The organism is Terrimesophilobacter mesophilus, from assembly GCF_014200375.1.
Lineage (GTDB): Bacteria > Actinomycetota > Actinomycetes > Actinomycetales > Microbacteriaceae > Terrimesophilobacter > Terrimesophilobacter mesophilus.
On record NZ_JACHBP010000001.1, the window covers coordinates 1,357,604 to 1,379,718 of the forward strand.

The 22,115-nt window shown below is 62.4% G+C and carries 22 protein-coding genes and 2 tRNA genes; 16 read left to right on the forward strand and 8 right to left on the reverse strand.

Features of this window, described 5'->3' with window-relative positions; genetic code table 11:
- Positions 1–16 precede the first annotated feature (16 nt).
- Genes yidC through rpmH form a run of 4 tightly spaced genes read right to left on the reverse strand, consistent with a single transcriptional unit; the run spans position 17 to position 1,766 of the window.
- On the reverse strand, positions 17–970 hold the full coding sequence (gene yidC / locus BKA04_RS06775; RefSeq protein ID WP_104095733.1) for a membrane protein insertase YidC: 954 nt from the start codon (positions 968–970) through the stop codon (positions 17–19).
- 7 nt (positions 971–977) lie between these two features.
- Entirely contained in the window at positions 978–1,286 is a 309-nt protein-coding gene (yidD, locus tag BKA04_RS06780; RefSeq protein ID WP_104095734.1) for a membrane protein insertion efficiency factor YidD, read from the reverse strand.
- On the reverse strand, positions 1,283–1,621 hold the full coding sequence (rnpA, locus tag BKA04_RS06785; protein WP_104095735.1) for a ribonuclease P protein component: 339 nt from the start codon (positions 1,619–1,621) through the stop codon (positions 1,283–1,285). The genes yidD and rnpA overlap by 4 nt, the downstream gene beginning before the upstream one ends.
- Positions 1,622–1,628: 7 nt before the next feature.
- Positions 1,629–1,766, reverse strand: a complete 138-nt coding sequence (gene rpmH, locus BKA04_RS06790; protein ID WP_098483823.1) for a 50S ribosomal protein L34 — start codon at positions 1,764–1,766, stop codon at positions 1,629–1,631.
- A gap of 271 nt (positions 1,767–2,037) precedes the next feature.
- Here rpmH and dnaA point away from each other — a divergent pair, with 271 nt between their 5' ends.
- The 10 genes from dnaA to BKA04_RS06840 all read left to right on the forward strand — a co-directional run bounded on the left by dnaA (position 2,038) and on the right by BKA04_RS06840 (position 12,996).
- Entirely contained in the window at positions 2,038–3,447 is a 1,410-nt protein-coding gene (dnaA, locus tag BKA04_RS06795; protein ID WP_104095736.1) for a chromosomal replication initiator protein DnaA, read from the forward strand.
- Positions 3,448–3,771: 324 nt separating this feature from the next.
- Positions 3,772–4,920, forward strand: a complete 1,149-nt coding sequence (dnaN, locus tag BKA04_RS06800) for a DNA polymerase III subunit beta (protein ID WP_104096676.1) — start codon at positions 3,772–3,774, stop codon at positions 4,918–4,920.
- A 39-nt stretch (positions 4,921–4,959) separates the two neighbouring features.
- On the forward strand, positions 4,960–5,850 hold the full coding sequence (gnd, locus tag BKA04_RS06805) for a phosphogluconate dehydrogenase (NAD(+)-dependent, decarboxylating) (protein WP_104095737.1): 891 nt from the start codon (positions 4,960–4,962) through the stop codon (positions 5,848–5,850).
- Between the two features lie 30 nt (positions 5,851–5,880).
- On the forward strand, positions 5,881–7,098 hold the full coding sequence (gene recF, locus BKA04_RS06810; protein ID WP_104095738.1) for a DNA replication/repair protein RecF: 1,218 nt from the start codon (positions 5,881–5,883) through the stop codon (positions 7,096–7,098).
- The gene (locus tag BKA04_RS06815) at positions 7,085–7,585 is read left to right on the forward strand and encodes a DciA family protein (RefSeq protein ID WP_104095739.1); all 501 of its coding nucleotides are present in this window, start codon (positions 7,085–7,087) and stop codon (positions 7,583–7,585) included. The genes recF and BKA04_RS06815 overlap by 14 nt, the downstream gene beginning before the upstream one ends.
- Before the next feature lie 157 nt (positions 7,586–7,742).
- Positions 7,743–9,716, forward strand: a complete 1,974-nt coding sequence (gyrB, locus tag BKA04_RS06820) for a DNA topoisomerase (ATP-hydrolyzing) subunit B (protein WP_104095740.1) — start codon at positions 7,743–7,745, stop codon at positions 9,714–9,716.
- Between the two features lie 67 nt (positions 9,717–9,783).
- Positions 9,784–12,387, forward strand: coding sequence for a DNA gyrase subunit A (gene gyrA / locus BKA04_RS06825; protein ID WP_104095741.1), 2,604 nt, complete (start codon positions 9,784–9,786; stop codon positions 12,385–12,387).
- Entirely contained in the window at positions 12,380–12,787 is a 408-nt protein-coding gene (locus BKA04_RS06830) for a DUF3566 domain-containing protein (protein ID WP_104095742.1), read from the forward strand. Before gyrA ends, BKA04_RS06830 begins: the two co-directional genes overlap by 8 nt.
- A gap of 51 nt (positions 12,788–12,838) precedes the next feature.
- Positions 12,839–12,912 (forward strand) — tRNA-Ile (locus tag BKA04_RS06835).
- Between the two features lie 11 nt (positions 12,913–12,923).
- A tRNA-Ala gene (locus BKA04_RS06840) sits at positions 12,924–12,996 on the forward strand.
- A gap of 223 nt (positions 12,997–13,219) precedes the next feature.
- On the opposite strand, the gene BKA04_RS06845 is transcribed toward BKA04_RS06840, so the two are convergent.
- Both BKA04_RS06845 and BKA04_RS06850 read right to left on the reverse strand, forming a co-directional pair.
- The gene (locus BKA04_RS06845) at positions 13,220–15,052 is read right to left on the reverse strand and encodes a hypothetical protein (RefSeq protein WP_104095743.1); all 1,833 of its coding nucleotides are present in this window, start codon (positions 15,050–15,052) and stop codon (positions 13,220–13,222) included.
- On the reverse strand, positions 15,049–15,915 hold the full coding sequence (locus BKA04_RS06850; RefSeq protein ID WP_167309689.1) for a tyrosine-type recombinase/integrase: 867 nt from the start codon (positions 15,913–15,915) through the stop codon (positions 15,049–15,051). Before BKA04_RS06850 ends, BKA04_RS06845 begins: the two co-directional genes overlap by 4 nt.
- Before the next feature lie 137 nt (positions 15,916–16,052).
- On the opposite strand from BKA04_RS06850, the gene BKA04_RS06855 reads away from it, so the two are divergent.
- Together BKA04_RS06855 and BKA04_RS06860 are read left to right on the forward strand one after the other, a co-directional pair.
- Positions 16,053–16,331 carry a helix-turn-helix domain-containing protein gene (locus BKA04_RS06855; protein WP_104095745.1) on the forward strand — a complete coding sequence of 93 codons (279 nt, stop codon included), beginning with the start codon at positions 16,053–16,055 and terminating at the stop codon, positions 16,329–16,331.
- Positions 16,332–16,428: 97 nt separating this feature from the next.
- Complete coding sequence (locus tag BKA04_RS06860; RefSeq protein ID WP_104095746.1) at positions 16,429–16,776, forward strand: hypothetical protein; 348 nt, start codon at positions 16,429–16,431, stop codon at positions 16,774–16,776.
- Here the strand turns inward: BKA04_RS06860 and BKA04_RS06865 are convergent.
- The gene (locus BKA04_RS06865; RefSeq protein ID WP_134542249.1) at positions 16,773–17,720 is read right to left on the reverse strand and encodes a site-specific integrase; all 948 of its coding nucleotides are present in this window, start codon (positions 17,718–17,720) and stop codon (positions 16,773–16,775) included. The two genes, BKA04_RS06860 and BKA04_RS06865, sit on opposite strands and share 4 nt — an antisense overlap.
- Here BKA04_RS06865 and BKA04_RS06870 point away from each other — a divergent pair.
- The 3 genes from BKA04_RS06870 to BKA04_RS06880 are packed head-to-tail and all read left to right on the forward strand — an operon-like array spanning position 17,704 to position 19,515.
- Positions 17,704–18,051, forward strand: coding sequence for a hypothetical protein (locus tag BKA04_RS06870; protein ID WP_167309690.1), 348 nt, complete (start codon positions 17,704–17,706; stop codon positions 18,049–18,051). The two genes, BKA04_RS06865 and BKA04_RS06870, sit on opposite strands and share 17 nt — an antisense overlap.
- Positions 18,048–19,199 (forward strand): metallophosphoesterase, encoded by a 1,152-nt coding sequence (locus BKA04_RS06875; protein ID WP_104095749.1) that lies wholly within the window; start codon positions 18,048–18,050, stop codon positions 19,197–19,199. Before BKA04_RS06870 ends, BKA04_RS06875 begins: the two co-directional genes overlap by 4 nt.
- Positions 19,192–19,515 (forward strand): hypothetical protein, encoded by a 324-nt coding sequence (locus BKA04_RS06880; RefSeq protein ID WP_134542251.1) that lies wholly within the window; start codon positions 19,192–19,194, stop codon positions 19,513–19,515. The genes BKA04_RS06875 and BKA04_RS06880 overlap by 8 nt, the downstream gene beginning before the upstream one ends.
- A 354-nt stretch (positions 19,516–19,869) precedes the next feature.
- On the opposite strand, the gene BKA04_RS06885 is transcribed toward BKA04_RS06880, so the two are convergent.
- A complete protein-coding gene (locus BKA04_RS06885) occupies positions 19,870–20,418 on the reverse strand; it encodes a hypothetical protein (RefSeq protein WP_134542252.1) in 549 nt (182 codons plus the stop codon).
- Between the two features lie 1,133 nt (positions 20,419–21,551).
- On the opposite strand from BKA04_RS06885, the gene BKA04_RS06890 reads away from it, so the two are divergent.
- On the forward strand, positions 21,552–22,106 hold the full coding sequence (locus BKA04_RS06890; protein ID WP_104095752.1) for a hypothetical protein: 555 nt from the start codon (positions 21,552–21,554) through the stop codon (positions 22,104–22,106).
- Positions 22,107–22,115 lie beyond the last annotated feature (9 nt).

Sequence of the window (22,115 nt, forward strand, 5' to 3'; positions counted from 1 at the left end):
AGGGCTCGGACAACTGCTACCTCTTCTTTTTCTTCTTGCGATTCTTCGGATTGACCGGCTGCGCTCGCTGCGTGGTCTTGGGTTCTTCCGGCTCTGCCTCGGGCGCCTCATCCTCGATGATGGTGATTCCCCGCCGCTGGTTCTTCTTGGCCACGCGCGCTTCCCGTGCCAGCGCCGCTTCGCTGCCGGGAGTCGGCATGTTCCGGATGACGATGAACTGCTGCGCCATCGTCCAGATGTTGGAGACGAGCCAGTAGAACATGACGCCGAGCGGGAACGTGAAGCCGGAGAACAGGAACACGAAGGGGAGCACGTAGAGCAGCATCCGCTGCTGCTTGTACATCGGGCTCGCCTTCATCTCGGGCGACTGGTTCTTCGACATGATCTGCAGCTGCGTGATGAACTGCGACGCGGTCATGAGCACGACCATGACGGAGGCGATCACGATGACGGAGACGTTGCCATCCGCCGTGCTGATCGCGAGCTTCAGCGGTGCTCCGAAGAAGACCGACTCGCCGAAGGAGTGCGACAGCCCCTTGCTGAGGAGGCCGACCCCGATTCCCTCGTGCTGGGCATTCTGCAGCACGGAGAAGAGCCCGAAGAAGATCGGCATCTGCAGCAGGAGCGGAAGGCAAGAGCTCAGCGGATTCGTACCCGTCTTCTTATACATCTCCATGGTCTCGCGTGACATCGCCTCACGGGAGAACTGGTCCTTCTTGCCCTTGTACTTGTCCTGGATCTTCTTGAGCTGCGGTGCGACCTCGAGCATCCGACGCTGGCTCTTGATCTGCCGCACGAAGATCGGGATGAGCGCGGCGCGAACGACGAGCACGAGCCCGACGATCGAGAGCACCCAGGTGGTGCCGGCATCCTTATCCATGCCGATGCTCGTGAAGACCCCGTGGAACGCGACGAGAATCGCCTCGATGATCCACTTGATGGGCCAGAGGATTGTGCCGATGAAGTCCATTCGGGCGTCAGGCCTTTCCCTGTGACGGGACCACGAAACCAGCTCGCGTGACACCGTACGTTGTTCGGATATTGCGGGGAACGTCGTCGACACCGCCGGCGGCCCAGGGGTGGCACCGCGCAATGCGTCGCGACCCGAGCCAGATGCCCTTCATGACACCGTGCTGCTGGATGGCGTGCAGGGCATAGTGCGAGCAGGACGGGTAGTACCGGCAGACATCCCCGTAGAGGGGAGAGATCACGACGCGGTACACGCGCAGGATGGCGATGCAGACGTTGCGCGGAAGAAGGAAGAGCACGGTCGCCACTGCCTTCATCGCCCGTCACTTCCTTCCACAACCGATCTCAGTTCATCACGAAGAGCAGCCCAGCCGGCATCGACCGACGCTGGCAGCGGGCGCACAACGACATCGATACCGCGGACTCCGCCATCCACCAGCTCGCGGGCGACGGCCTTCAGCCGCCGTCGTACGAGGTTGCGGATCACAGCGTTTCCCACTTTCTTGGTGACGACGAATCCGAACCGCGCAGGATCACCGGGTGACGAGGGCGCCACACTGACGACCATGGTCTCGCGTGAATCCCGTCGGCCACGTCGAAGAGTGGTGCGGAAGTCCGCTGGCGTGACCAGGCGATTCGCTCTCGCCAGCACACGCGACTCAGGCGGAGAGTTCGGAACGGCCCTTGCGACGGCGTGCGCTCAGGATGGCGCGCCCAGCGCGGGTGCGCATCCGAAGTCGGAATCCGTGAACCTTGGCCCGGCGGCGGTTGTTCGGCTGGAACGTTCTCTTGCTCATCGCTTTTTCTCCACAGTGTCGTGAACTCCACTGGGCAATCAGCAATACAAGCGCTGGGCCCCGGGAAGCAGGTGCCTAATCGGCAGAAGTCAACTGATTAAAGGTACGGGCTTAACGGCGCAGGGTCAAACTGTACGCATCAGTCCGACACCGGTTCTCCCCAGTCTGAAACAGGGGTTGTCCACACACGTCCTCGACAAACTAAGGTGGTCTCACTGCACAGTCGGTGGATAACCCTGTGAATAACCGGTTGGCCGAATCAAAGGGAACCATGGACGAGAGCGTTGATCCCACTCGGGAACTCTGGCATTCGGTGCTCGAAGCCCTCCGTTCGGACGATCGCATCACGCCACAGCTCGAGGGATTCCTCTCTCTCGTCGAACCCAAGGGTGTCATGGCGGGAACCCTCTACCTCGAGGTTCCGAACGACCTGACCCGCGGCATGCTCGAGCAACGCATCCGCCTCCCGCTTCTGAACGCGATCGCCGCCCTGAGCGAAGACCAGTCGGTCTCCACCTTCGCGATCGTCGTCAATCCCGACATCGTCCACGACTACCTGGAACCGCCGGAGCAGACCGACCAGCCGTACATCGAGCAGCAGCTGAACCCCACCCCGGTGGACTCCGGCAAGCGATCGGACTCCCGCCTGAACCCGAAGTACAGCTTCGACAACTTCGTCATCGGCGGCTCGAATCGTTTCGCGCACGCCGCGGCCGTCGCCGTCGCGGAAGCCCCGGCCAAGGCCTACAACCCGCTCTTCATCTACGGGGAGTCCGGGCTCGGCAAGACCCACCTGCTCCACGCGATCGGCCACTACGCGGAGAGTCTCTACCCCGGCATCCGCATCCGGTATGTGAGCTCCGAGGAGTTCACCAACGACTTCATCAACTCGATCGCCAACAACCGCGCCTCGGTGTTCCAGTCCCGCTATCGCGAGATCGACATCCTGCTCATCGACGACATCCAGTTCCTCCAGGGCAAGGATTCGACGCAGGAGGCCTTCTTCCACACCTTCAACACCCTTCACGACCACAACAAGCAGGTCGTCATCACGAGCGACCTGCCGCCGAAACACCTCACCGGGTTCGAAGACCGGATGCGGTCGCGCTTCGAGTGGGGCCTCATCACGGATGTCCAGGCCCCTGACCTGGAGACCCGCATCGCCATCCTGCGCAAGAAGGCGCAGAGCGAGCGTCTCCAGGTCCCCGACGACATCCTCGAATACATGGCCTCGAAGGTGTCCTCGAACATCCGTGAACTCGAGGGGACGCTCATCCGCGTCACCGCCTTCTCCAGCCTCAACAAAACGCCGGTCGACCTTTCACTCGTGCAGACGGTTCTGAAAGACCTCATCACGCTCGACGAGGACAATGTGATCGCTCCGGTCGACATCATCAATCACACGGCCGACTACTTCAAGCTCACGATCGACGACCTGTATGGTTCATCGCGATCCCAGGCTGTTGCGACCGCCCGCCAGATCGCCATGTACCTGTGCCGGGAACTCACGAACCTCTCGCTGCCGAAGATCGGTCAGCTCTTCGGCAATCGGGATCACACGACAGTCATGTACGCGAACAAGAAGATCAGCGAACTCATGAAGGAGCGTCGCTCGATCTACAACCAGGTGACAGAACTCACGAGCCGGATCAAACAGAACCATCGCTACAACAAGAACTGACAGGCCAACTACCCACATGTGGATAACTTGTGGATAATCGCCCCGATCCTTGTGGGCAAGTACGGGAGCCTTGTGAGTTCACTTCCCTCGGAGAGCACGACCCCAGCTCCTCCACGCCATCCCACCCACATCATCTGCACATCTCACACCGGTGTAGTTTCCCCACGATGTCGAGGATTCGATGACCTGTCCACAGTTCACACAGCGGTTAATGTCATTAGTTCTTTAAAGAATCATGATGGGGGAGGATAACCCTAGAGGCCGGCTCTTGCGCCGTGTGCCAGTATTAAGACCCGGACCGCACTCGGATCGACAGAGGTGACCATGAAGTTCCAAGTCAATCGTGACGTCTTCAGCGAGGCCGTGTCCTTCGCGGTGAAGCTCCTGCCTCAACGCACGACACTCCCGATCCTGAGCGGAGTTCTCGTGGACGCCACCGCTGACGGCCTGACCCTGTCGTCCTTCGACTACGAGGTGTCGACGCAGACCACGATCACGGCCGACATCGAGGAGACCGGCCGTGTCCTGGTCTCCGGCCGACTGCTCGCCGATATCGCCAGCAGGCTTCCTGCTGCTCCGGTCCATGTCTCCACGGAGGGATCGAAGATCATCGTGAAGTGCGGTACGGCGAACTTCACACTCCTCAGCATGCCGGTGGAGGAATACCCGACGCTCCCCGTCATCGCGGAACAGTCCGGACTGCTTCCGGCCGAGGCGTTCTCCACGGCGGTATCCCAGGTGGCCGTGGCCGCGAGCCGCGACGATGTCACCCCGGTCATCACCGGCGTCCAGCTCGAAGTGAGTGAGAACAGCCTGAGCCTCGTGGCGACCGACCGCTACCGGGTGGCCATTCGCGAAGTGGACTGGGAGTCTTCCGGCAAGGCGTCCGCCGACGCGGTCACCGCCCTGGTCCCGGCGCGCACGCTCATGGAGATCGGGAAGACGTTCGGCCACAGCGGAACGATCTCCGTGTCGATCACGAACAGTGACGAGCGCGAGCTCATCGCCTTCAGCGCGGACAAGAAGACCGTGACGTCGCTGCTCATCAAGGGGAATTTCCCTCCCGTGCGTCGCCTCTTCCCGGATGTTGCGGAGAACTACGCGGTCGTGAACACCGCAGATCTCATGGAGGCCGTCCGTCGCGTCTCACTCGTCCTGGAGCGAGAGGCCGCCCTGCGCTTCACCTTCACGATCGACGGCGTCACCCTCGAAGCGATCGGATCCGAGCAGGCCCAGGCATCCGAAACCATCGATGGACACCTCAACGGCGACGACACCATCGTGTCCCTCAAACCGCAGTTCCTGCTCGATGGACTCGGCGCAGTCCACTCCGAGTTTGTGCGGATATCCTTCACGAAGACGGACAATCCGAACAAGCCCGGCCCGGTTCTCATCACGAGCCAGTCATCGAAGGATCAGCCCGGCGCAGACAACTACAAGTACTTGCTGCAGCCGAATCTTCTGTTGCGTTGATGCCTTGACGCACTGCAGGGAGTAGGAAGAAGGATTTCGATGCACATCGGGTTGGTCGGTCTCGGCAGGATGGGCAGCAACATGCGGACCAGGCTGAGGGATCATCACATCACCGTGACCGGCTTCGACAAGAATCCGGATGTCACCGACGTGGCTACCCTCAAGGATCTCGTGAAGGCGATTCCCGCGCCCCGCATCGTGTGGGTCATGGTCCCAGCCGGCGACATCACGCACTCGGTGGTCACGGAACTGGCTGGTCTGCTCGACAAGGGGGATCTCATCATCGACGGTGGGAACTCACGATTCACGGAGGATGCGCGGCACGGCGTTCTCGCCGACAAGCACGGAGTCGGCTTCATGGATGCCGGGGTCTCCGGAGGAGTGTGGGGCCTCGCCAACGGTTACGGCCTCATGGTCGGAGGATCGGACGAGCACGTGGAGCGGGCCATGCCGATCTTCGATGCGCTGCGTCCGGAGGGCCCGCGCGAGGAGGGTTTCGTCCACGTCGGACCCGTGGGCGCCGGCCACTACGCCAAGATGGTGCACAACGGGATCGAATACGGCATCATGCAGTCGTTCGCCGAGGGCTACGAACTCCTCGACACGCGAGAAGATCTCATCAAAGATGTGACGGGAACCTTCAAAGCGTGGCAGCGGGGCACCGTCGTGCGGTCCTGGCTCCTCGAACTGCTCGTTCGCGCCCTCGAGCAGGATCCGGAATTCGAGGAGATCGAAGGATACGTCGACGATTCGGGAGAGGGCCGGTGGACTCTTGAAGAGGCCATCGACCACGCCGTACCGATGCCGGTGATCTCGGCCTCCATCTTCGCGCGCTTCGTGTCGCGCCAGGGCGATGAGTCACCGGCCATGAAGGCGGTTGCCGCACTTCGGCACCAGTTCGGCGGGCACGCCGTCAAGAAGTCGGATTGATCGGATGAGCGCCAGACCTCCCCTGCGGCCGTGATCGTCACCCGCCTGAGCCTCACAGACTTTCGGAACTACCGATCCGTCGACCTCGACTTGGCACCGGGACCCAATCTCTTCGTCGGCAGGAATGGGCAGGGCAAGACCAATCTCGTCGAATCGCTCGGATATCTGGGAACCCTGGGTAGTCACCGCGTGTCGAGCGAGCAGGCAATGATCCGACAGGGCGCCGACGCGGCCATCATTCGTGCGCGGGTGTCGCACGAGGACAAGGAGCTGCTCCTCGAGGTCCAGTTGAACCGAACCGGCGCGAACCGAGCGCAGGTGAACAGACACCAGGTCAAGGTACGGGAACTGCCTGGCTACTTCTCCACCGTGCTCTTCGCCCCGGAGGATCTCGCACTCGTCCGCGGAGAGCCTTCTCTTCGTCGTCGGTTCCTCGACGAGTTGCTCGTCCTGCGCAATCCACGTCTCTCCGCAGTGCTCTCTGACTACGACCGGGTCCTGCGGCAGCGGAACACGCTCCTCAAATCGGCTCGGGCGGCGGGGGTGCGCGGAAACGACCTCTCGACCCTCGACGTATGGGACGAACGGTTGATCACGCTCGGCTCAGAACTCATCGAGGCACGGGGACGACTCGTCGCCGAGCTGCAACCGCGCGTGGCCGAGGCATACGTCTCGGTCGCGGGCGACGACCACCATGCGATGCTCGCGAGCCGGCTGAGCGTGCTCGCCGGCGACCCGGATGCCGAATCAGATGAGCAGGACATCCGTACGGTCATGGCGGCGGAGGAGGTCATGGCGCGATTTCGCGAGTCTCTCGACCGGCTTCGCCGGAGCGAACTGGACCGCGGCATGACGCTCGTCGGACCGCACCGGGATGATCTCGTGCTCGAACTCAATGGCATGCCGGCCAGGGGCTACGCGAGTCACGGAGAGTCATGGTCGTTCGCCTTAGCGCTCAAACTCGCATCCGCCGGGGTGCTGCGGGCAGAGTCCAGGGTGGGAGATCCCGTGCTCGTTCTCGACGACGTGTTCGCGGAACTCGACGAGTCGCGGCGGGGGCGACTGGGAGCAGCGGTCGACGACTTCGAGCAGGTCCTCATCACGGCCGCGGTCTTCGGGGATGTTCCCCCTGCGCTGGCGAGGAATACGGTGCAGATCGAGCGCGGCACGATCGTCGACGCGAGAAATCCGACCGGCGACACCGAACCCACGCCTGTGGAGGAGAGGATGTCGGATGTCGCCGACTGACCCGGGTTCCTCCGAACACATCGCGGTGTTCCAGAGGTTCCGCGAGATCTTCGGCAACCGGGCCGCGACGTCATCCGACGCTCGCAAACGCGCGAAGCGGGAACCGGGAGCGACAACGCCGTTCGGTGCCGGCAGGGAACCTCACGGTCTCGGCGATGTCGTCGACGCGCTGACTGCCAGGCTGGGCTGGAACTCCTCGCTCGCCAGGTCGGAGCTCATCGACTCCTGGGCCGAACTCGTGGGAGAGGAGACGGCAGGGCACTCGACGCCGGTCGGCATCGAAGGAGGCCTCCTGACGGTGTCGTGCGACTCGACGGCGTGGGCCACCCAGCTGCGGCTGATGCGGTCGCAGATCCTGACCAGGATCGCCCAGCGGTACCCGGATGCCGGCATCGAGACACTCCGCTTCGACGGGCCAGGTGTTCCCTCGTGGAAAAAGGGCCCCAGATCAGTTCCAGGGCGTGGTCCGCGCGATACTTACGGCTGAATAGGCAAAAGAGGTGCCCGGAACGAAATAAAGTCCCCAGAAGGCCGAATCCGGGTTTTCGGGCGGCGTCCTTTGATAGAATCGAAGTGTCGTCGAGGCAGCTACTGGCACAGGAGCGGAGCCCGAAGAAACCACCAGGCAGGAGCTCGATCCATACATGTCGCAAAAGCCGAAGACCTCCGAGCCTGATGACACATACGGCGCAGACCAGATCCAGGTTCTCGAGGGTCTCGAGGCGGTGCGCAAACGCCCTGGCATGTACATCGGCTCCACCGGACCCCGCGGGCTCCACCACCTCGTCTACGAAGTCGTCGACAACTCGGTCGACGAGGCGCTCGCCGGGCACTGCGACCAGATCGACGTCATCATGCGGAAGGATGGCGGCATCCGGGTGACCGACAACGGCCGCGGCATCCCGGTGGCGATGAACAAGCAGGAGAAGAAGTCCAGCGTCGAGGTCGTCATGACGATCCTCCACGCGGGCGGCAAGTTCGGCGGCGGCGGATACTCGGTCTCCGGCGGTCTTCACGGCGTCGGCGTCTCGGTCGTCAACGCGCTGTCGAGCCGGCTGGATGTCGAGGTCCACCGCATGGGGCACGCCTGGCGCCAGGAGTACCGGCACGGCGTGCCGCAGGCTCCTCTCGCGCAGGAGGAAGCGGTCGAGGGCACCGGCACGATCATCACGTTCTGGCCGAGCCAGGACACCTTCGAGACGATCGAGTTCGACTTCGAGACGCTGCGGGCGCGGTTCCAGCAGGTCGCGTTCCTGAACAAGGGCCTGTCGATCGCGCTGCGCGACGAGCGGGACCTCGAGGGCGATGGCGAGGTGGTCGAGGTCACCTACCTGTACGAGAAGGGCCTCGTCGACTATGTGGAGTACCTGAACTCGGCGAAGAAGGTGGAGCCCATCCACGAGGAGATCATCTCCTTCGAGTCGGAGGACACCGAGCGCAAGATCTCGGTCGAGATCGCGATGCAGTGGACGAACGCCTACCAGGAGAGCGTGCACACCTACGCGAACACGATCAACACGCACGAGGGCGGGACGCACGAAGAGGGCTTCCGTGCAGCACTCACGACACTCGTCAACAAGTACGCGCGCGACAAGGCCATCCTCAAGGAGAAGGACGAGAACCTCACCGGCGACGACATCCGTGAGGGGCTCACGGCTGTCATCTCCGTCAAGCTCGCCGAGCCGCAGTTCGAGGGCCAGACGAAGACCAAGCTGGGCAACACCGAGGCGAAGAGCTTCGTCCAGCGCATCACCGGCGACCAGTTGAACGACTGGTTCGACCGCAATCCGGCCCAGGCGCGCGACATCATCCGCAAGTCGATCCAGGCGGCGGCGGCGCGGATGGCGGCCCGCAAGGCGCGCGAGCAGACGAGGCGAAAGGGGCTCCTCGAGTCCGGCGGGATGCCGGGCAAGCTGCGCGACTGCTCGAGCAAGGACCCGAGCCTGTCGGAGATCTTCATCGTCGAGGGGGACTCGGCCGGCGGCTCGGCCGTCCAGGGCCGGAATCCGGAGACCCAGGCGATCCTGCCGCTGCGGGGCAAGATCCTCAATGTGGAGAAGGCTCGGCTCGACCGCGCGCTCGCGAACAACGAGGTGCAGGCGATGATCACCGCGTTTGGCGCGGGGATCGGAGAGGACTTCGCCCCCGAGAAGGCCAGGTACCACAAGATCGTGCTCATGGCGGATGCGGATGTCGACGGCCAGCACATCACGACGCTCCTGTTGACGCTGCTGTTCCGGTACATGCGCCCGCTCATCGATCTCGGCTACGTGTACCTCGCGCAGCCGCCGCTGTATCGCCTCAAGTGGACGAACTCGCCGCACGAATACGTGTACAGCGACCGCGAGCGCGACGCGCTGCTGGAGGACGGCCTCGCTGCGGGGAAGCGCATCCCGAAGGACAACGGCATCCAGCGCTACAAGGGCCTCGGCGAGATGGACTACCAGGAGCTGTGGGAGACCACGATGAACCCGGAGACCAGGACGCTCATGCAGGTGACCCTCGACGATGCCCTCGCCGCGGACGAGATCTTTTCGACGCTCATGGGAGACGACGTCGAATCGCGACGCAGCTTCATTCAGAAGAACGCCAAGGACGTTCGCTTCCTCGACATTTGATGACTCCGCCGGTCGAGTAGCGCGAGACACGCGCATCGAGACCGGCACACCACGGGACTAGGGACACATGGCAGACGAACCAGACACCACCGAGCCGATCGAGGACCAGATCCCCGGCCGCGAGGTCGACCTGACCCACGACAAGATCGACCAGGTCGACCTGCAGATCGAGATGCAGCGCAGCTATCTCGACTACGCGATGAGCGTCATCGTCGGGCGCGCACTGCCCGAGGTGCGTGATGGCCTGAAGCCCGTCCACCGCCGGGTCATCTACGCGATGTACGACGGCGGATACCGGCCGGACAAGGCGTTCTCGAAGAGCACGCGTGTCGTGGGCGAGGTCATGGGGCAGTTCCATCCGCACGGCGACGCCTCGATCTACGACACCCTTGTCCGCCTCGTGCAGCCGTGGAGTCTCCGCTACCCGCTCGCGCTCGGGCAGGGCAACTTCGGCTCCCCCGGGAACGACGGCGCCGCCGCCCCCCGGTACACCGAGACCAAGATGGCTCCGCTCGCGCTGGAGATGGTGCGGGACATCGAGGAAGAGACCGTCGACTTCCAGCCGAACTACGACGGCCGCACGCAGGAGCCGTTCGTGCTCCCGTCGCGATTCCCGAACCTGCTCGTCAACGGTTCGGTCGGAATCGCCGTCGGCATGGCCACCAACATCCCGCCGCACAACCTGCGCGAGGTGGGCGCCGCGGCGCTCTGGCACCTCGCGAACCCGGATGCCGGCCAGGAGGAGCTCGTCGCGGCACTCCTCGAGCGCATCAAGGGACCCGATTTCCCGACCGGTGCGCAGATCCTCGGCATGAAGGGCATCCAGGATGCCTATCGCACCGGGCGCGGGTCGATCACGATGCGCGCGGTCATCAGCGTCGAGGAGCTCCAGGGCCGGCAGTGCCTCGTCGTGACGGAGCTTCCGTACCAGGTCAACCCCGACAATCTCGCTCTCAAGATCGCCGAGCTCGTCAAGGAGGGCAGGATCTCGGGGATCGCCGACATCCGGGATGAGACCTCGGGGCGCACCGGCCAGCGGCTCGTGATCGTGCTGAAGCGCGACGCGGTCGCGAAGGTCGTACTCAACAACTTGTACAAGCACACCCAGCTGCAGGAGAACTTCGGCGCGAACATGCTCGCGATCGTCGACGGCATCCCGCGCACGCTCCCGCTCGACAGTTTCATCACCCTCTGGGTCGAGCATCAGATCGACGTCATCGTCCGGCGCACGACATTCAGGCTCGCGAAGGCCGAAGCGGATGCCCACATCCTGCGCGGGTACCTCAAGGCGCTCGATGCGTTGGACGAGGTCATCGCGCTCATCCGTCGTTCGCCCACGGTGGAGGAGGCGCGCGACGGCCTCGTGAAGCTGCTCACGGTGGACGAGCTGCAGGCCAGCGCGATCCTCAACCTGCAGTTGCGCAGGCTTGCAGCGCTCGAGCGGCAGAAGATCCAGGACCAGGCCGCCGAGCTCGAGCGACTCATCGCCGAGTACCAGGACATCCTGAAGAAACCGGAACGCCAGCGGCAGATCGTGAGCGACGAGCTCACCGAGATCATCGACCGGTTCGGGGACGACCGCCGGACGGAGATCATGTTCGGCTTCGACGGCGACATGAACGTCGAGGATCTCATCCCCGAGGAGGAGATGGTCGTCACAGTGACGCGAGACGGTTACGTCAAGCGCACGCGCAGCGACCACTACCGCAGCCAGCACCGGGGAGGCAAGGGCGTCAAGGGCGCCCAGCTGCGCGCGGACGATGTCGTCGAGCACTTCTTCGTCACGACGACCCATCACTGGCTGCTGTTCTTCACGAACAAGGGACGCGTCTACCGGGCGAAGACGTATGAACTGCAGGAGGCCGGGCGCGATGCGAAGGGCCAGCACGTCGCGAACCTGCTCGCGCTCCAGCCGGACGAGGAGATCGCGCAGATCCTCGACATCACCGACTACGCCGCAGCGACCTACCTCGTGCTCGCGACCCGCGGCGGGCTCATCAAGAAGACCCTGCTCACCGAGTACGACACGAACCGCTCCGGTGGCATCATCGCGATCAACCTGCGCGACGACGATGAAGTGGTGTCGGCGATGCTCGTGGAGGAGACATCCGATCTCCTCCTCGTCTCGCGCAAGGGCATGTCGATCCGCTTCCGTGCGGATGACGCCGCGCTGCGTCCCATGGGACGGGCCACGAGCGGTGTCATCGGTATGCACTTCCGCGAGGGCGATCAGTTGCTGTCGGCATCCGTCGCGGCGGAGACCGGATACGTCTTCGTGGTGACGGAGGGCGGGTTCGCCAAGCGCACGGATGTCGAGCAGTACCGCATCCAGAACCGCGGTGGACTCGGTATCAAGGTGGCGAAACTCCAGGAGGCGAGGGGTGACCTCGCGGGGGCGCTCATCGTCGAGGAGGACGACGAGGTCCTTGTGGTTCTTGCCAGCGGCAAGGTGGTACGCTCTGCCGTGGCCGAAGTACCGGCCAAGGGTCGTGACACCATGGGTGTCGTGTTCGCCAGGTTCGCGGACGACGACAAGATTATCGCTATCGCGAAGAACAGTGAACGTAATCTGGCCGGCCAGCTCGAGGACGATGACAGCGCAGAGTCGCTGCCCGTCGAGCCGGGGGCGGATGCCGACCAGAGCGGGAAGGACCAGGCAGTAGATGAGTAGCGTAGCGGAGAAGCTCCAGCGCAAGTCGCAGCGGGCGACGGCAACCAAGCAGGTCAGGCTCAAGCTCGTGTACGTGGACTTCTGGTCCGCGGTCAAGCTGTCCTTCCTCATTTCGCTCTGCGTGGGAATCGTGCAGATCGTCGCGACGTTCCTCCTGTGGATCGTGTTGAACTCGACGGGAATCTTCAACCAGTTGACGAGCGTGCTCGTCGATATCCTGGGGGACCCGAGCTTCAGCGTTCTCGACAGCTTCTCGCTCGTGAAGGTCATGTTGTTCACCGCTGTCGTCGCTCTCCTGAGCGTCGTGGTGGGAACGGCACTGGGCGCGATCGCAGCGGTGATCTACAACATGAGCGTTCGTCTGACCGGTGGGCTGCTGGTCGGATTCACGAACAACTAGCTGATTACGTGATCGCAGGGCCGGTGCGATACTCTCGTATCTGCCTCACTCGGGGATATAGCTCAGGCGGTTAGAGCGCTTCGCTGATAACGAAGAGGTCCCAGGTTCAAGTCCTGGTATCCCCACCCCTTACTACGGGGCCTTAGCTCAATTGGTAGAGCGCCTGCTTTGCAAGCAGGAGGTCAGGAGTTCGATTCTCCTAGGCTCCACTTCACGGGTTGTTCTCACTCGAACCCGATTTTGTTCTAACTTGAAATCAGCAAGCGACTGCCGGCGGGATTTCGGCCGGTTTTGTCGGTCCGGAAGTGATCGGCGAGGCCGGATCTCCTTGCTGAAATGCAAAAAGCACGCCCTAGGCGGTGATCGTTCCGTTTTCGGGAACGACAAACCGTCTTGGACGTGCTGAGGTGGTTCGGGTGTTGGAGTGCCTGGTTATGTTTGGGGCGGCGGGTCGACTCCGGGTGCAGCGGCTGGCAGTTCCTTCAGTGGCCACTTCGCACGGTAGGGGTTCTTGCCGTCGCGGTCGCGGCGGCGAACGGGTGCCTGTCGGGGCGCGGGCTTCCGCCGGGGCGTTGTGGAGGCATTGCGAACTTTCTCCTCGTGGAGGAAGGCGGCAATCTTCCGGATGTTCGCCGAGACGACGAGCACCGTCGTGACAACCTGCTGGGCGGTGAGCCCGTGAACCCGACGGCGGGAGGCGTCGTTGATGGCTTCGTAACCGGGTTCCTTGAGAAACGCGTTGAACGCCTCCGTGGTGTTCCGGTCGCGTCGATAGGTCATCGTGTGAATTTCTGTGCCGTAGGGGAGGTCTTGAGTCATCGCGGCATTGTCGGTTTCCGTGAACGTCACCGAGGTCTGGGTGCAAATCTTGTCGGGGACGAAGTCCCCGGGAAGCACCGTGTGAGGGCGGTCTTTGCCTTTGGGTGCTCGCGAGTGGAGCTCACGCAGTTCGCATTCGACGGTAGCGCTGGGACCAAGTGCGGGACACATCTTGGGGATACTCCCGTTCGCGTCGGGGCGTTCCTTGTCGCGGAGCTGGAAGTGCAGCCTTTCATCGATGCGCTTGATGTAGGTGGCTTCGTCGATGCGATGAGCTTTCGCGTCGATGGTCGCATCGGCAAGGCTCTTCGGGACGCCGGGGCAGAGGAAGAGCCCTTCGTTGTACAGCGCGCCCTTCTTCCCGCCTTTCGTGCCAATGTCCGGTTCCCTATAGGTGGTCAGTGGCATGAAGCCGAGCCGCTTCATGGGGAGGCCCAGTGACTTGACCTTCAGGAGGGCGAAGTAGCCCATGTCGGTCGTGCAGCGGCCAGGCTGGTGCCCGCGGTCCCTGATGAGTCGGTGGATTCGCACGGTATCCACACCCAAGTGCTTGGCACCAGGCTGGCTAAGGGAGAAGCCCATGGCGATGAGGGGAACGTCGGCCGGCCCGCTGGCGTCATGCACTACGCGGACGGAAGTGTTGGCTGCCCACCCCCATACCCAGTCCATCTGTGGCTTCCCCGTGTTGTCGAAGTGGGTCATCGACTTCGTCGGGTACCAGTCGGCGTCCGGTTCAAGGGTTTCCTTGTCTTCCAACTCCCGATGCGTGTGCTTGTCGCGCGCCGAGCGGCCCCGGCGGCTCGGGGCGGGTAGCGGAGTCTGGTCAGCGCCGACGTCGATGACCTTCTGCCGGTCCCGAATGTGTTGGGGCTGCATCTGGAAGGTCATCTCAAGCCACATGCTCGTGTACTGGTCGAGTCGCTCGCGCATCTCTCGCTGACGTTCCGGGTCCCGTGAGGCGACGATTGCCTCGCGCTCGTCGCGGCCCATCAGGCGTCGCCTGTTCGGTACCGGATACGGGTCCATGAGGTCGACCATGCGGTGAAAGGCCGTCCAGGTGTTGTTGAGCCACCGCTTCGCTTGCACTGCGTGGTCTTCGCCGAAGGCACGTGAGGCATCTGGCAGGTCGAGATACTGGCGGGCGTCATCGGTGAGCCGCCGCCAAAGAATGTCCCGCATGCTCGTAATCCAGACTGGCGAATGCTCTGTGGCGAGCAGGTAGAGCGCGACCAGAACGTGGCGGTCGTTGATGGCGACGGTGTGACCACCGGCTGCTCGTGGGTCGCGGTCTGCCGCGCGCCACTCGGCGAGCTTGTCAAGAAGGCCCGTCGCAGTAACGCGCGCATCGGCCAGTTTCACGGCGTGAAGCCCGATGGAGGTGGAGCGGGCTCCGGCGCCGCGGGTTTCATCGTCGGTGAGCTCGATGCCCTGCAGGTCGTTGGTCATGGACGCACCACCCGACCGGTAATGGTGTCTCGGTAGTCGCCGGGCGATGTCGGGGGGAGGGCCTTGATGTAGGGGCTGAGCGAAACCGCCTCCGCGAGGCCAGCCAGATTCAATACGACATTGATTGGCGCGCCCGTCTGGAGCAGCTGCACAAGCCAGGTCGCCCGCAGCCTCGTGGGTTGTGGGGTCGATTCGGTGCGGTCGTCAAGGTGGAACTGGTGGATGACTCGTGCCGGGTATTGGGGAATCCGGTACCCGGCGAAGGCCCAATCGTCCTCGGTGCGGTCGTTGAGCCCGAGACGCAGAGTCTCCTGCCACTCGAGTCTGACGGGAACCAGTCGAGGATGCCTGCCGCGGACGTTCACCTGGAGGTCGCGCGCTTCAGCGCGCACGTCGCCAACCTTGGCGAGCGCGATTTCCGCCGCGCTCAAGCCAGCACCGGCGCCAAGGCCCAGCAACACGCGTGCGTTCCCTCGGCGGGCGGCGTTGCTGCGGCGCACAGCTGAGCTGCGAAACTCGAGGAGCTCCTCCTGCGAGTACGGGTGTGCGGCACGAGAGTCGGGTCCATCCAGTTGCGATGTCTTCCTTCCAGTCAGGTGGGTGACAAGTCGATTCAGTCGTTGTGCGGTGTGGTACTGGTACCAGTCACTTTTCGAGCTCATGACCTGATTCACGAACCGGGCGACGTTGTGGTGGGTGAAGACGCCGGCGTCGATGTCGAGGCCTGCCGTCTGCCAGGTCCAGTGCACGAACGTCGATGCCGCTGCCAGGTATGCTCGGGCGACACTCACGGTCTTCGGGTTGAAGGAGCGCACTGCCTCCTTCACGAAACCGCCGATAGCAGCCCAATGGTCCGACGACATGACGGGCGTGTACCTCTCAATCGCACGGGCCACGAGACCATGGTGGTTATTAGAATAACCAGTGTCAAGCTCACCACTGACATTGGGCTCGAGGCGGCTCATGCCTGAGCCCCAGTGCGCTCGTCTACGCTTGGCTCATGGCCCGTTCGGAGCGTGCACGACCCGCGGCGCTCAGCGATGCCTGGCCCGGCACCCCATCTCCGAGTCCTATCGGTGAGGTAGCGAGGCTGTTCGTCGTCAATCTGCGTCGGGCGATTGGCGACCGCAGCATCCGGGCAGCCGCCGAGGAGTGCGGCCTGCATCACGCGACCCTGCTCGGAATCCTGGAAGGCCGCACCTGGCCGGACCTGGAGACCATTGCCAAGCTGGAACGGGGACTGACCGCCGACCTGTGGCCTGGGCGAACCAGTCACTAATCTACTTATTTGCTTCATGCCAGAGAGACATGCGCAAAAGAACGGATCTTCAAGATCAGTTGACCCTTTAGATCAACTCTTCGGCTAGGGTGCTGTTGTGACTACTGCCCGCTTTCGCCCTCGCGATTGTGCCAGGACCCCGGCCGCCTTCGGATACTCGAGGGAGATCAGGTGGGCAGACGAGTCAGGTGCCAGCGACGACCGTCTCGATCAGATCGGCACAGCGAAGCTCCAGCACGAGTTCGCCTACCGGATCCGGGATGCTCTCGCCGCCCGCGACCTCACCGTGAAAGATTTCGCAGAGATGGAGGGACAGGACTACTTTCGCTGGCGCCGCCTGCTTCGCGGCGAGATCATCATGCGACTGGAGGACGTCACCCGGGTGGAGCGTTCCCTGGAGCTGCGGCTGGTCTCGGAGCACCGATATGGCAGCCGAGAGGACTAAAGGCCACAGCCACGAAGCGCTGCCCGGGCGTTGTCGGGATCGACTTCGGGCACGTACTTGACGTAACGGGCGAGCGCCTCCAGCGACTGCACCCCGGCCGCGCGCAGCAGGGGCACGACGTGTACCCCGCTGGTGAGGTGATGCACAATCCAGGTCGAACGCATCCTAGGCGTTTGTGGCGTCTCCTCAGTGGTACCCGACCAGTAAATGAAGTTGGTGATCACATTCTTGTAGACCTTGGTTCGCCCCGGCAGAAACGCCCAGTCGGTGCTGCGATGCTCTTTCACAAAGGTGATCAGAGCGGGCTCCCATTCATGCAACAGGGGGACTGCCCTCGGCCGGTCGCCCCTGATCTCCACCAAAACCCCGCGATCGTCGAGGCGGATGTCGCCAACCCGCAGATTCGTGATCTCCCGCGCGGCCAGGCCGGCGCCGAAGCCAAGGGACAGCAACACTTCGGCATTGACCCGGCGATCGTGTGGCGACTGGGTGGCCGCCCAACTCTTGAACGAGGCCAGCTGTTCATGCGTGTAAGGGGCGAGTGCTTCGGGTAGGCCAATCGGTCTCATCCGAGGAGGCATGACCTTCGGGCCGAGCAGGAATTCGGCCATCCTCAGCAACTGAGATCGTCTGGTGGTTCGCCCGGAGTTTGTGTAATGGGCGAGACCCTCGGCGACAAACCGCTCGATCGTGTGACGACGGAAGATGACATCTCGCTCCAACGGCAAACCTGCCGTCTGCCACGCCCAGAGGGTAAGCCCGGTCGCGGCACGCAAGAGTTCTCCCTGCCGGTACGGAATGGCGGGTCCGGCCTCCTCGACAGCAGTCGAAATGAAGTCGCCGATCTCGTTCCAATAGGGCGCCGCCACTTTTGGCGGTTCAAGATTTACGGCCACAATGTCCTCCGTGGTTATTATAATCACCACAATGAGATCGGCAACCACCGTTGGTTCGAACGAGAGGAAGAACGTGGAGACACTAATGGACAGTATTGGCGGGAGGTACGAGGTCACGACTGCGTCGTCCAGCTATTTGATCGACCTGGATCGACAGGTCATCAGGCGTTTGCCTCGTACTGGTAGCCCGGAAGGTTCGTTGCTGCGTCGCGACGACGAACTGATCACTCTGCTCGAGGTCATTGAGTGTTCCGTCGGTCGCCGCATGATCCTGTTGCTCGATCTGCACGTGTTCGGAGTCCCTTTCACGGCACGATTTGCCACCCAGGTGCTCTCTATTGATCCGGTTGCCTCACCCGGAGTGGAGGCCGCACAATGACGCCCCCCATCACACTTCCGACCTTGTCAACGGCGCGCCTGATCGGCCTCGTCGGTGACACCCACGGTGACATGGAGCACATGTTGATCGTCTCGGAGACGATGTGGAAGCGCGGAGTTTCAGTGCTGCTGGTGCTCGGCGATTTCGGATTCATCTGGCCACGCCACAACTGGGACAACGATCTCGACAAGCTCAGCAAGAGGCTCACACAGCGTGGGCAGATGCTCTACTGGCTCGACGGAAACCACGAAGACTTCGCTACTCTTTTCCGCAAGTTCCCGGTATCCGACGATGGCCTACGTCGGCTGCGGCCAAACATCATCCACCTGCCCCGCGGGTACCGCACTCCACTGACGTTCGGCCGGACTCTGGCCGTCTTGGGTGGCGCGAACTCGATCGACGCCCACCATCGAGAGCTCGACAGCACATGGTGGCTCGAGGAACAAATCTCCGATGACGATCTCGAGAAACTCGGCCACGAACACGCCGATGTGATGCTCGGCCATGACGCCCCCATACCCCTGCCGGGCCTGGACGCCTCGCTAGCGAAGGCCGACCATTACTGGCCGGCGGAGATGCTCGCCTACGCGGCTGCCGGACGCCAGAAGTTCACGGATGGCTTCCTGCAGGTCCGCCCGAGCCTTTACTTCGGTGGCCACTACCACCAATACATTGACGAGAACGTCACCTACGGAGAAGCCGAAGCTGCCTTCGAGACCCGGGTGATCCTGCTGGGAATGAACAGCTCGAACACCCTGAGCCAGGCCGTGCTCCACCTCCAGAACCTGGAGGTCGAAGCCTTTGCCCGCAACGACACGACCGTGACCCGACTCACCGGCGCCGAATCGGGCCTCTGGCAGGTGCGCACGCGCGATAGTACCCATCGGTTCGACCTTGATGCTCGGACTGTCGAGCGCCGACCCGGCCCCAACGCGCTACACCCCAACATTCAAGACGTGCGCCGGCTACGCTCCATCAGCGTCTGCGAGGTAGGTGAGCGGGGGTTTTGGACTTTCCCCCCGGATGACGTGTCGGTCGATTACCTCTGGACCAACAGCTCTGTCGTCGAACGCGTCGAACGACTCCAGCCCGAAGAACGGACCACTCCAACGAATGCAGGCCAGACGAAGGCGGGCGACGATGACTGAGCCGGAAGCATCCAGCCCCGACCAAGCTCCTACGACCGCCACACCCCTGACGGGCGAGGAGGGCGGACTGTGGCGTGTCCACACCATCGGAAGTCTTCATAGCTTCGACCTTGATGCGGGAACAGTGGAGCGCCTGCCTGGCGCTGGCGCAGCGGTCATCGACTTTCCGGGATCACATCCGCTTCTCGAAATCATCCACTGCACCGTTGGGGCCGGTGGCTACTGGGCAATCGAGTCCGATGATCCCAGATTCAGCTATCTCGCGCACACAAGCTCCACGATCAGCCACATTGAGCGCGTCGAAAGGGACTCATGAACCAGGTCGCGGGACTCAAAGGTGACGAAGGCGGGCGTTGGCGAATCCGGACCCAGCGCAGCTCGTAACTGGTGGATCTCGATGCCATGACGATCACGAGGATTCCGGGGCCGAATTCGTCGTCCTCGATCAACGACTGCGAAAGGCCACTCGGCAGTCTGGAAAAGTACAGGGTCGGAGCAACCGGGTACTGGACTATGCGCGCTGGTGCGGACTCCGACATGGTTGAGTACTTCTGGCAGTTCTCCACCGAAATACGGAGTATCGAACGGCTATCCGACGAGAACAGCTGACTTCGCCGGTTCACGCGACTCGGGAGGTGCATTGTCCTGGTGGTTTGTGACGCTGCTGGGCTCACCAGGTCTTTGTCGAAGGGGGGCAGACATCTGTCGGACCCATGAGCTTCCCGTCGCGCTCTGTCGTCGCGGCCCCCTCGGTCGGCTCCCATAGGATCCTTTCTCCGCTCCGCTTATAGTCGGAAACGAAGACGTCGAAGGACGGGGGGTAGCCGCTGACTAAGCCGTTCTCCGTAAGACAGTCATACTGCGAGATCCTCGCGTCGTAGCGCTTTCGGAGTTCAGACTCCGATAGGTCAGAGATTTTCGGCTCCCCGATCTGTTTGGTGCATTTATCGGTGGCTGCCTCCAGTTCCTCCCTCGTGGTTTCACGATTGTCGACGAGAAATCCTGCCTCGGGATCACCGGGAGGAAGATCCGCCGTTTTGATCCCTTCGTCCTCAAGGCAAGCGCGCTTCAGAACCATGTATTCCTCTGGAGTACCTTCGAAAACGCGGGTGCCCGAAGGTGAGGGCTCTATCGACTCGACCGGTGGCAGGGTCGCGCATCCAGCTAAAAGAACCAGTTCAACTGCAAGCGCGACCCCGCCGAGATACCGGCGTCTCATCCGTGGGTCAGGCAGGATGGCACCCCATGTGCGCTAGTCGCCCCGCTGGTCCACCAATTGCCGCCACCAATTTGGGGTCCCCCAGTAGTGTTCATTGCTACGCGAGATCGGGTCCCACCCGAGGCATACACATAGTTGTAGTACGTTCCTGGCGGAGAAATCACAGTCTGGCCCCCAGTTGTGGCAGTGAGCCATCCGAAGAGCTCACCGCAGCCACGGACCCCCGAGTTGGTTACCAGAGCCGAGGCAGATATTGGAAGTGCTAGTGCAAGCACCAGCGCACCGACACCGGCCGCGGCCGCGGCCGCACTCCTCATTCCCGAGTGCTTTGAGTTGCTTCTATTTCTCATGTCTGAATCCCTTTGATGAAGTATCGGCTTACATGGCGCGAACGTTACCACCACTATGGGGGTAGAACAACCATTTCCTTTTGCGACCGATATTGGTCCCAAACTTTGACCACTGCCAAAACCTCACAAGAAACAAAGTGTTGTAGTTTCACGTTTTGCGAGTTAGCGTCAAGCTATCGTCACAATCGTGGAGTCCTTGAATTGATGTTTAATTGGAGGGGGAAATGGCTAGAAAGGTTCGACACGGATTAATGGCGACCGCAGGTGCAATAGGGGCACTCGCGCTCGCACTGGCAATACCAACTGCAGCCTCGGCTGCAGTCCACACCGGCACTTTGGGTTGTGGAGCAAAGTTCGGCTGGGTTACGGCGACTACCACCGGTTCCACGCAGATAACGCCCCCAGGAAGCAGCTGGACGTATATCTATTCGACCGGAGGCACGCGGTCGGAGGTCGCCATGACCGCGAATCAAATGCCGAAGACCGGTGGCGGCTACTGGCAGGTCTACGCATCAATCAACGCCAGCGGTAGCCCCTACTGCTCAGCCTTTGGCTGATTCGCATCGCAAAGTGGGTGACGGCGGCCGTTTTTCGCTGTGACTTCAGCCACGGAGGCCGCCGCCCCCGATGCATGCGCCATCTTTGATGACGCCAGATGAGGGTGAAATTATCAGGGCTTCCTCATAGCTTTGGTGCGTAGCGTTTCTCACAGCCAAGGATCTTTGGGCGACCAAGGGTGGTGGATCTGGTCAACACGGGGACAAAATAAGGAGTATAGGCACGGTGAAGAACACAAGGCTTGGCTACTCCGTCGGTCTCGGCGTGCTGGTAATTTCAGTGCTCATGGCCCTTGTAGGTTGCACGAGCACTGCGCCGGCCCCTTCGCCGACGAATGAGGGGGCAAAGATCTTTCACGGCACCCCGGCGGAATGGAGCCTGCTATTTCGCTCCTGTCTTGAAGACAATGGCCTGACGACGGCGGATCTGCCCGACGGCGATGCAAGCGGCTTCATGCTGTCCAACGATGGTGTAACCGAGGAGCGGCGCACCGAGGTGACAACCAAGTGCCACAGCGAGATCGGTGAGCCCCAAATGGAAGGCTTGAGCGACGACGAATTGCATCGACGGTATGAGTCCCGGTTGGATCAGTTCCAGTGCCTGCTCAAGAATGATCTGATCAGCGGCTCTCCGATGAGCTTCGAGAAGTTTGTCGATGAATACAACCGCAGCGGCCAGAAGCAACTGTGGTCGCCAGACCAGGATGCTTCGACCGTAGAGCGGGACGGCATTCTGTATGGCCCCACAGATATTTGCCCCCGAGACACCAGCACATGGTGAGCACCGAGC

Bases quoted from the DNA above. Each gene is read 5' to 3' on its own strand.
- yidC (WP_104095733.1), bottom strand. From the start codon at position 970: ATGGACTTCATCGGCACAATCCTCTGGCCCATCAAGTGGATCATCGAG.
- yidD (WP_104095734.1), bottom strand. From the start codon at position 1,286: ATGAAGGCAGTGGCGACCGTGCTCTTCCTTCTTCCGCGCAACGTCTGC.
- rpmH (WP_098483823.1), bottom strand. From the start codon at position 1,766: ATGAGCAAGAGAACGTTCCAGCCGAACAACCGCCGCCGGGCCAAGGTT.
- dnaA (WP_104095736.1), top strand. From the start codon at position 2,038: ATGGACGAGAGCGTTGATCCCACTCGGGAACTCTGGCATTCGGTGCTC.
- dnaN (WP_104096676.1), top strand. From the start codon at position 3,772: ATGAAGTTCCAAGTCAATCGTGACGTCTTCAGCGAGGCCGTGTCCTTC.
- gnd (WP_104095737.1), top strand. From the start codon at position 4,960: ATGCACATCGGGTTGGTCGGTCTCGGCAGGATGGGCAGCAACATGCGG.
- BKA04_RS06815 (WP_104095739.1), top strand. From the start codon at position 7,085: ATGTCGCCGACTGACCCGGGTTCCTCCGAACACATCGCGGTGTTCCAG.
- gyrB (WP_104095740.1), top strand. From the start codon at position 7,743: ATGTCGCAAAAGCCGAAGACCTCCGAGCCTGATGACACATACGGCGCA.
- gyrA (WP_104095741.1), top strand. From the start codon at position 9,784: ATGGCAGACGAACCAGACACCACCGAGCCGATCGAGGACCAGATCCCC.
- BKA04_RS06830 (WP_104095742.1), top strand. From the start codon at position 12,380: ATGAGTAGCGTAGCGGAGAAGCTCCAGCGCAAGTCGCAGCGGGCGACG.
- BKA04_RS06845 (WP_104095743.1), bottom strand. From the start codon at position 15,052: ATGACCAACGACCTGCAGGGCATCGAGCTCACCGACGATGAAACCCGC.
- BKA04_RS06850 (WP_167309689.1), bottom strand. From the start codon at position 15,915: ATGTCGTCGGACCATTGGGCTGCTATCGGCGGTTTCGTGAAGGAGGCA.
- BKA04_RS06855 (WP_104095745.1), top strand. From the start codon at position 16,053: ATGGCCCGTTCGGAGCGTGCACGACCCGCGGCGCTCAGCGATGCCTGG.
- BKA04_RS06870 (WP_167309690.1), top strand. From the start codon at position 17,704: ATGAGATCGGCAACCACCGTTGGTTCGAACGAGAGGAAGAACGTGGAG.
- BKA04_RS06875 (WP_104095749.1), top strand. From the start codon at position 18,048: ATGACGCCCCCCATCACACTTCCGACCTTGTCAACGGCGCGCCTGATC.
- BKA04_RS06880 (WP_134542251.1), top strand. From the start codon at position 19,192: ATGACTGAGCCGGAAGCATCCAGCCCCGACCAAGCTCCTACGACCGCC.
- BKA04_RS06885 (WP_134542252.1), bottom strand. From the start codon at position 20,418: ATGAGACGCCGGTATCTCGGCGGGGTCGCGCTTGCAGTTGAACTGGTT.